Origin of the sequence: Paenibacillus sp. oral taxon 786 str. D14 (assembly GCF_000159955.1) — a bacterium.
Taxonomy (GTDB): Bacteria; Bacillota; Bacilli; order Paenibacillales; family Paenibacillaceae; genus Fontibacillus; species Fontibacillus phoenicis.
This window is the reverse complement of sequence record NZ_GG695973.1, coordinates 264768-272531: the sequence shown is the minus strand read 5'-3', so window position 1 is coordinate 272531 and position 7764 is coordinate 264768. Positions and strand designations below refer to the sequence as shown.

Sequence of the window (7764 nt, the reverse complement as noted above, 5' to 3'; positions counted from 1 at the left end):
TGGCCTACGGCCACACCGGGTTCACCGGCACCAGCCTCTACATCGATCCCCAAAGGGAGCTGGCCTGCGTCCTGCTGACCAATCGCGTCCATTACGGGAGGGATCGATCCGTAGCCGGCTTGCGCGCCAAGTTTCATAACACGGTCGCTGCAGCGTTTGCCGATGCATAGCAGCTGTGGCAACAGGGCCAGTTGGCCGCGAAGAAGTTGTTCAACAAGTTCAACGATAGAGAACAGGAGGAGATCCATCATGGGACAAATCGCAACCCGGGGGTACCGGCCTGGCGACGAAGCGAAGCTGGTCGAGCTTTGGAACCGCGTGCTGCTCCTCGACCCGGTGACGGCGAAGCGGTTCCGGAATCTGGTGCTGCTGGACGCCAACTTTGATCCGGAAGGCATGCGCTTCGCCTTTGACGAGACGGATCGGTTAGTCGGCTGCGTCTACGCGGTGCGGCGGCTGCTTCCGATGAGCGGCACAGAGCTGGAGCCGGAGAACGGCTGGATTCCATTTTTCTTCGTGGATCCCAAGTTCGAACGGCAGGGCGTGGGCAGCCGGCTGCTGCTTGAAGCTGAACGCTTCTTGCGCGAGCACGGCCGCACTAAGCTGTTCTTCGCTTCCTACGCTCCCAATTACATCGTGCCTGGCATTGACGCAGCAGGCTACCCGAAAGGGGCGGCATTTTTACAAAAAAACGGCTTTACCAAGCAATACTCCGCCGTTGCGATGGACTACAGCCTGGTGGGCTATGAAACTCCGGCCGAGGTCGAAGCGCTGAAGCGGCAAAGGGAGGAGGAAGGTTATACCTTTCGCACGGCACAGGATGCCGATTTGACGGAATTGATCCGCTTTAATCTGGAATTGTTTAATTCGGACTGGGCTCGGGCAATCCGTGAGGGCATTCTTCAGGGGTTGCCGCTGGAGCAAATTATGGTGGCCCGCGAGCGCGGCCGGCTTGTCGGCTTCTGCTTGTTTGGCGGGTACGAAGGAGTTCGCGAACGGTTTGGACCGTTTGGCGTTCATCCGGATCAACGCGGCCGGGGCATCGGCAAAATTCTGCTTCATCACTGCCTTCACACCATGCGTGCCCATGGGCTGCACGGAGCCTGGTTTCTCTGGACCGGCGAGCAGAGCCCGGCAGGGTATCTGTACAAACAAACAGGTTTTTCGGTTACAAGAACCTTCGACATCATGGTAAAGACCTTCGCATAAACACCTCATCCGTGCTGCGGTAAAAACAGAACAGCAACAAGCAAATACGATCCTAAGTCCTATCCTGGGAGGGAGAAGCGTGAATAAAACGTTCATTTGGCTTTTAACGATCGTCTGCGCCATTGGCATGACCGCCTGTTCTTCCGGCAACAACGCAAGTTCCTCCTCGAAAGTGACCCTCACCTTGCTTTCGCATTATACCGGTGAAAACGAGAACCTCCTCAAACCTTACATCGAACAATGGAACAAAGAAAATCCCGACATCCAAGTGAAGCTGACTCCGGTCGAATTTGACCAGCTGCTCAGCACAATGATGACCAAGCAGACAGCCGGTCAGGTGGCTGACATCGTCCATACGTACACCTTATGGGGCGGACAGTTATCCAAAAATAAGGTATTGGCCCCGGCACCTGAGGATATCGCGGCTGACATCAGAGTGAATTACCCAGAATCCGCCGTGGCTGCAGCAACGATCGACGGGCAAATCTTCGGTTATCCGACCGAGGTGCAGGCCTATGGTCTGTTTTACAACAAGCGGCTGCTGAAGGAAGCAGGCTTTGACCAGCCGCCGAAAACGTGGGATGAACTGCTGCAAATGGCTACTGCCATCGAGCAAAAAGACAAGGACGGTAAAACCACGGTACAAGGGTTCGGCTTCTTGCGAGGTTATGCCGGTAAAGTGGTACAGCCATTTATGGGGCTGCTGGCTACCGCCGGAGGCACGTTGTTAAGCGAGGATTTAAGCAAGCCGAATCTCGACAGTGAGGCTGCAAAGCAAACGATCGATCTTTATTCGAAGGTTTACGGAAGTAACGGGATCTCCGACATCGGGTTCGAGACGACCAAGGCGTTTGGCGCCGGTCAAGTGGCGATGACGATTGAGGCCGGCTGGTGGGCGGGTTCCTTGAAAACGCTCATGAAAGACAGCTTCGTCGACGTAGGTGCAGCCCCGCTGCCTTCACCGGACGGTCAAACTCAGGGCTCCTTGGCGTATACCTGGGCTTGGGGCGTAAACTCCAAGTCGAAGCATCAGGAAGCCGCCTGGAAGTTCCTCAAGTGGTTTAACTCGGTTGAGGTGAAGAACGGGATGACGCCGGAAGGAAACTTCTTGATCGAAGGCTTTAATACGGTACCAGCGCGCAAAACCGATCTCGCCTCACAAACGATCCAAGACAAGCTGGCCGCCGACCCGATCGCCAAAACGTTCTCCGATGCGCTGCAATACGCGAATCCTGAACAAAGCCCGGCCACCGCTTCGGAAATCCAGGACATTTTGTATAAGCAGATTGAAAACATGTGGGCAGGCAAAGCCACGAAGGAAGAAGTGCTCGCAAATGCCCAGAGGGATATCCAGGCGAAGCTGGGACAATAAGGGGACCGGCTGATGAGACAGAAGATGGGTTTAGCATATCGTGAAGGCTTGGTTGGTTATTTGTTCCTGACGCCGGTGTTCGTGTTTTACGCGATCTTCCTGGTGATCCCGTTTTTCTTCTCTCTGTTCCTCAGCTTTACGGAATGGGGCGGCTTCGACCTCGCGTCGATCCGGTGGGTAGGTTTGGCCAATTACCGCACATTGTTTTCAGCGAATTCGAACTTTTTGCATCCGATCTTAACCAATACGTTTACGTTTGCGTTTGGTACGGTGGCGATTTCGTTTGTCTGTGCATTGGCAGTCGCCTATTTCATCACCCGTCTGCGCTGGGAGGGACTATGGCGAACGCTGTACTTTCTGCCATCGGTCACGACGGTTGTCGCCATCGGCAACATCTGGCTGTACTTGTACAACCCGACAAATGGGTTGATCAACGAGCTGTTCACCTGGGTGGGCATCCCTCGGCAAAACTTTCTGCAAGACCCCAACACCGCGCTGACGTCGGTCATTGTCGTTGGAGGCTGGCTCGGGATCGGCAGTTCGATGCTGATCCTGTCGGCCGGGCTCAAGGCGATCCCGGAGGACTACTATGAGGCTGCGGATCTGGAAGGGGGAAGTTTGTGGAAGGTGTTTCTTGGGATCACGCTGCCGCTGCTTAAACCATCCATCACCTTCGTATTGATCACCTCGTTTATCGGCGGACTACAGTCGTTTACGCTAACCATGGTCATGACGCGCACCGGAGGTCCGGGCGATGCCACCAACGTAGCAGGTTTGGAAATGTATAAGCAGGCGTTCTCCTTTGGTAACTGGGGACTTGCCAGCGCCATGGCGTTTGTGTTGTTTGTATGCATCATGATCATTACGGCGATCCAGATGCGGTTTTTTAAACAGGGAGGGGTGGAGAGCTACTAATGCGACGGAGAAAAAAGCCTTGGGTTTCCTTTACAATCATCGTCATCGGCTCCATCGCGATGCTGTTCCCTTTCCTGGATATGATCTTTAGCTCGTTTAAGGGGCCGGCGGAGTATAACAGCCTGTACTACCGCTTTTTGCCGGAGACGTTCCAGTTTGGCAACTATAAATTGGCGTTTGAATCTCTGAACATCGCTTTGTTGTTCAAAAACAGCCTGCTCAAATCCGTCATCACCACCGTTTTGGTGCTGCTGACAAGCTCGATGGCGGCGTACGCACTCACGAAGCTGCGGTTTCGCGGACGGGATGGGATCTTTCGGTTTATTTTGTCGACGATGATGATTCCGAGCTTTCTGTTCTTTATCCCGAACTTTTATATTATGACGCATTTTCCATTGGTAGGCGGTAATGATCTCTTTGGCAACGGGGGCGTAGGCGGGATGACGACGTCGATCCTGTCCTTGATTCTCCCCTTTGCGGTTAGCGCGTACGGCATATTCCTGATGCGGCAGTTCATTATGACGATCAACAACGCGTACCTGGAAGCCGCTCGTATTGACGGTGCATCGGAGTTCCGTATTTATTTCCGGCTCATTATGCCGATGACCGGGCCTGCGTTAGCCACTCTGGCGATCTTTGAATTTATTGGGCAGTGGAACGAGTTCATTTGGGCATTGATCATTAACTCAGTAAATCCCGAGCTGGCGGTCTTGCCCGTTGGGGTGCAAATGCTGAAGGACCACCTGGATCCGACGTTGACCCAACCGCTTCTGATGGCAGGACTTGTCATCTCGACGGTGCCGATCCTCATCGTGTTTATCATTCTGCAAAAATATTACGTCCGCGGCATGATGAACTCTGGGTTGAAAGAATAGGCGTGGCGGATATTTTGATTGCCAACAATACTACAACTTGAAGGGAGATTCCGGATCATGGAAATGGATAAACCACAACATATATTGGCCATCGGCGGGCATGCCGGAGATATGGATTTAACAGCGGGGGCCGTTATCGCAAAATACGTACAGGCGGGACATAAAGCGACTTTCCTGCACTTGACGCCAGGAGAGAAGGGGCATCCCAAGCTGTCCCCGGACGATTATGCGAAGCAAAAAATCGAAGAGGCGCACAGATTCGCCGAGATCGTTGGGGCGGACGTACGGTTTCTCGCCTATAAGGATGCGGAGCTGCCGGTCGACGAAGAGGTTAAATACCAGGTTGCAGACGTGATTCGCGAAGTGAAGCCCACGCTGCTCATCACGCACTGGAAAGGCTCGATGCATAAGGATCATGCGAACACGCACTACATCGTTGAGGATGCCCGGTTCTATGCGGCGCTGAAAACGATAGAGCGGGCGCTGCCGAATCACTACTCCGGCCCGCTCTATTATACCGACAACTGGGAGGACCCGTATGACTTCCAGCCAGAGGTGTTCGTGGATATCCCGGAAGAAGCCTATGAAACCTGGGTAAAAGCGATGAACGTGTACGCCTATGCGCGCGGTGAAACGTCCGGCTTCCCCTTCATCGAATACTACAAAGCGTTGACCATCGTGCGCGGAGCGCCGGTCGGATTCAAGCGGGCTCAAGCGTTTATGGTTCCACCCGGCGCATTAAATAAGCGGGTGCAGTTTTTATAGTATTACTCATGCTGACCGGGGCCTTAGGGTCCCGGTTGTTTGTTCACCGTGCATTGTATTGCGCCTTTAATGTGTCATTGATGTACCTTTACTGTGACTGTAACAGAATCTGGACCTGAATCTGCACCTACACAGTACCTTTCGCCTTCGGAGCCCTCTTTTCCACCATTATCCCGTTGGTTCAGGAGTGTATTTGGTTCAGGTGGTGGAGGGGATTGTCTTGTTTGAGTTATGCTTTAGTTAAATCAATTCAATCGAACGAGTGGAATCTACTTCAACCTGATCCAGATACATAATGATGTAAAAATGGGAGGAATGACCATAGGATCACAGTCCCCCTGACTGAAGGGGATAATGGTGGAAAAGGACCTAAATTCAATATAATGACCGGGGCCTAGGGGGAGCGATTGTTTTGTTACTAGGAACCTTTTGCCCGCTGGCCCCTCTTTTCCACCATTATCCCGTTGGTTCAGAAGTGTATTTGGTTCAGGCGGTGGAGGGGATTGTCTTGTTTGAGTTATGCTTTATTAAATCAATTCAATCGAACGATTGTGGTGGAAAAGGACCTGGACAACGATGAGATAGCAACTTGCTGAAAGGACGCAACTGGCATAAACTTGAGGGCAGAAACCAAGATAAGGGCGGATGGTTATGAAAATGACGCAACCTAAGGTGGCTGTGATCGGTAGTTTGAATATGGATATTGTGGTGGAGGCGCGGCAGATTCCACAGATCGGGGAGACTCTGCTGGGCGATCGGGTTCGCTTTATTCCGGGAGGTAAAGGGGCAAATCAGGCGGTTGCCGCAGCCCGTTTGGGGGCGAGTACCTCGATGATTGGTGCGGTTGGAGCGGACAATTTTGGAGAGGATCTGCTGGCCGCCCTGCGTAAGGAAGGTGTTGATGTCAGCGGCGTCAAGAGGCTGGCCGATACGGCAACGGGCGTTGCTTCGATCTACGTTGCCGATGGTGACAACAGCATTCTGGTTGTTCCCGGAGCTAACGACCAAGTGACTCCGGCGGATATCGATCAGCATTTGGACAAGCTGAAGGAAGCCGATATCGTACTGCTCCAGCTGGAAATTCCGGTGGAAACTGTATTCTATGCAGCGCGGATCGCCAAATCGCTGGGCAAGAAGGTGATTTTGAACCCTGCCCCGGCTCGAGAACTTCCACAGGAGATTTACGAGTATATCGACTATATCACGCCGAATCGTACGGAGTTGGTGCGGTACGCCGGGATAGGGGCGAGCATGACGGATGCGACGGACACAACGCACACGAACAGCGACTTTATCCGCATGGCGATGCAACGACTGAAGGAACTAGGTGTGGCCCAGGTTATAACCACGTTAGGCGCCGAAGGATCGGCGTTTTTGGATGAGGTTGGGGAAGTTCGGACTGTGGCGGGACACGTCGTTTCTGTCGTGGACACGACAGGGGCCGGCGACTGTTTTAACGCTGCGTTGGCTATCGCTCTCGTTCAGGGACAAAGCCTGAAGGAGGCGATACAATATGCATCGCAAGCTTCCGCGCTGGCCGTGACGAAGTTCGGCGCCCAGGCAGGCATGCCAACGGCTGACGAAGTGCGGCAATTTGCGAAGACAGGCTCATCCCGCCCGACAACGACGCTTGGAGAGCAGATCCGGGTCAAACGGATCTACGAACCACCGGCTCCCGAAGACGGCTATCGCATCCTTGTGGATCGTCTGTGGCCGCGCGGGATGGCCAAGGCCGATGCGGCGATTGACGAGTGGATGAAGGGGATCGCCCCGAGCCCGGAGCTGCGCAAGGAATTCGCGCACCGAATGGAACGGTATGCGGAATTTAGCGCCAATTACCTGCGGGAATTGAGTAGCCGCCCGGAATGTGCTGTACTCGCGGACCGGATCCGCGATATCGCGCGCGAACGTCCGGTCACCTTGCTGTATGCCGCCAAGGACCCGGTGTATAATCACGCGAACGTGCTAAGGCGTTGGCTGATAGATGAGTAAAGCAAAAAGCTGCTCCCTCGCTATAGAAGCGAAGAAGCAGCTTTTTTTCGCGCGAAAGGAATTGCTGCTAGGTGACCGCTGTGCTGTCAACTCTCCTGCAAAAACCGGAACCCCTTGTGAACTCCATCCCCGGCATAGATCACCGGATTTAGCTTGTCAATTAGCAAACGTCCCTCCGCGCTCAAATAGTCCTTGGCCACAGAGCGGCTGACGATTCGTCCGAAAATATGGGTCAGGCCCGGGAACTGTTCGCTTTCGACAACTTCGACGACCCGACAAGCGATGGAGATCGGGCATTCCTGGATCGCCGGGGCGTGGACATGCTCCGAAGCTACCGGTGTCAAACCGGCTGCGGCGAATTTGCTGCCCTCTGCACCGGAACGGGAACCGCAGTAGTTAATCGACTCCTGCAGGGAGCGATCCGGTAGGTTCACCACGAAGTCGGCTCCCGCTTTGAGATGCTGCGCGGCATAGCCCTTGCTGTTGTAACCCAGCACAATCAGGTCCTTCAGTGAGTAAGAGGACGAAGACGGCGTCACGTGTGCAACTCCATGTTCATCGTAAAAGCTGGTTAGAATGACCGGAAAACCATAGTACATTTTTTCAAAATTAACCTCGATTTTCTCCATGTTGCAT

At 53.7% G+C, this 7764-nt stretch carries 8 protein-coding genes; 6 read left to right on the top strand and 2 right to left on the bottom strand.

The window, feature by feature from the left end:
- On the bottom strand, positions 1-251 hold a 251-nt coding region (locus POTG_RS25340; protein ID WP_036644687.1), incomplete at its 3' end, for a hypothetical protein.
- Here POTG_RS25340 and POTG_RS07990 point away from each other — a divergent pair.
- From POTG_RS07990 to rbsK, 6 genes are all read left to right on the top strand, one after another.
- Entirely contained in the window at positions 250-1209 is a 960-nt protein-coding gene (locus POTG_RS07990; RefSeq protein ID WP_009224319.1) for a GNAT family N-acetyltransferase, read from the top strand. The genes POTG_RS25340 and POTG_RS07990 overlap by 2 nt on opposite strands.
- 79 nt (positions 1210-1288) lie before the next feature.
- Positions 1289-2581, top strand: a complete 1293-nt coding sequence (locus POTG_RS07985) for an ABC transporter substrate-binding protein (RefSeq protein ID WP_009224318.1) — start codon at positions 1289-1291, stop codon at positions 2579-2581.
- Positions 2582-2593: 12 nt separating this feature from the next.
- The gene (locus POTG_RS07980) at positions 2594-3496 is read left to right on the top strand and encodes a carbohydrate ABC transporter permease (RefSeq protein ID WP_198136173.1); all 903 of its coding nucleotides are present in this window, start codon (positions 2594-2596) and stop codon (positions 3494-3496) included.
- Complete coding sequence (locus tag POTG_RS07975; protein ID WP_009224316.1) at positions 3496-4371, top strand: carbohydrate ABC transporter permease; 876 nt, start codon at positions 3496-3498, stop codon at positions 4369-4371. Before POTG_RS07980 ends, POTG_RS07975 begins: the two co-directional genes overlap by 1 nt.
- 57 nt (positions 4372-4428) lie before the next feature.
- A complete protein-coding gene (locus tag POTG_RS07970) occupies positions 4429-5136 on the top strand; it encodes a PIG-L deacetylase family protein (RefSeq protein WP_009224315.1) in 708 nt (235 codons plus the stop codon).
- 651 nt (positions 5137-5787) lie between these two features.
- Positions 5788-7128: a ribokinase gene (rbsK, locus tag POTG_RS07965; RefSeq protein ID WP_009224314.1), complete on the top strand. Its 1341-nt coding sequence runs from the start codon at positions 5788-5790 to the stop codon at positions 7126-7128.
- Between the two features lie 86 nt (positions 7129-7214).
- On the opposite strand, the gene POTG_RS07960 is transcribed toward rbsK, so the two are convergent.
- The coding region (locus POTG_RS07960) for a flavin reductase family protein (protein ID WP_232282251.1) at positions 7215-7764 on the bottom strand (550 nt) is incomplete at its 5' end.

Excerpts from the sequence above, each read along its gene's own strand:
- POTG_RS07990 (WP_009224319.1), top strand. The coding sequence starts at position 250 with ATGGGACAAATCGCAACCCGGGGGTACCGGCCTGGCGACGAAGCGAAG.
- POTG_RS07980 (WP_198136173.1), top strand. The coding sequence starts at position 2,594 with ATGAGACAGAAGATGGGTTTAGCATATCGTGAAGGCTTGGTTGGTTAT.
- POTG_RS07975 (WP_009224316.1), top strand. The coding sequence starts at position 3,496 with ATGCGACGGAGAAAAAAGCCTTGGGTTTCCTTTACAATCATCGTCATC.
- POTG_RS07970 (WP_009224315.1), top strand. The coding sequence starts at position 4,429 with ATGGAAATGGATAAACCACAACATATATTGGCCATCGGCGGGCATGCC.
- rbsK (WP_009224314.1), top strand. The coding sequence starts at position 5,788 with ATGAAAATGACGCAACCTAAGGTGGCTGTGATCGGTAGTTTGAATATG.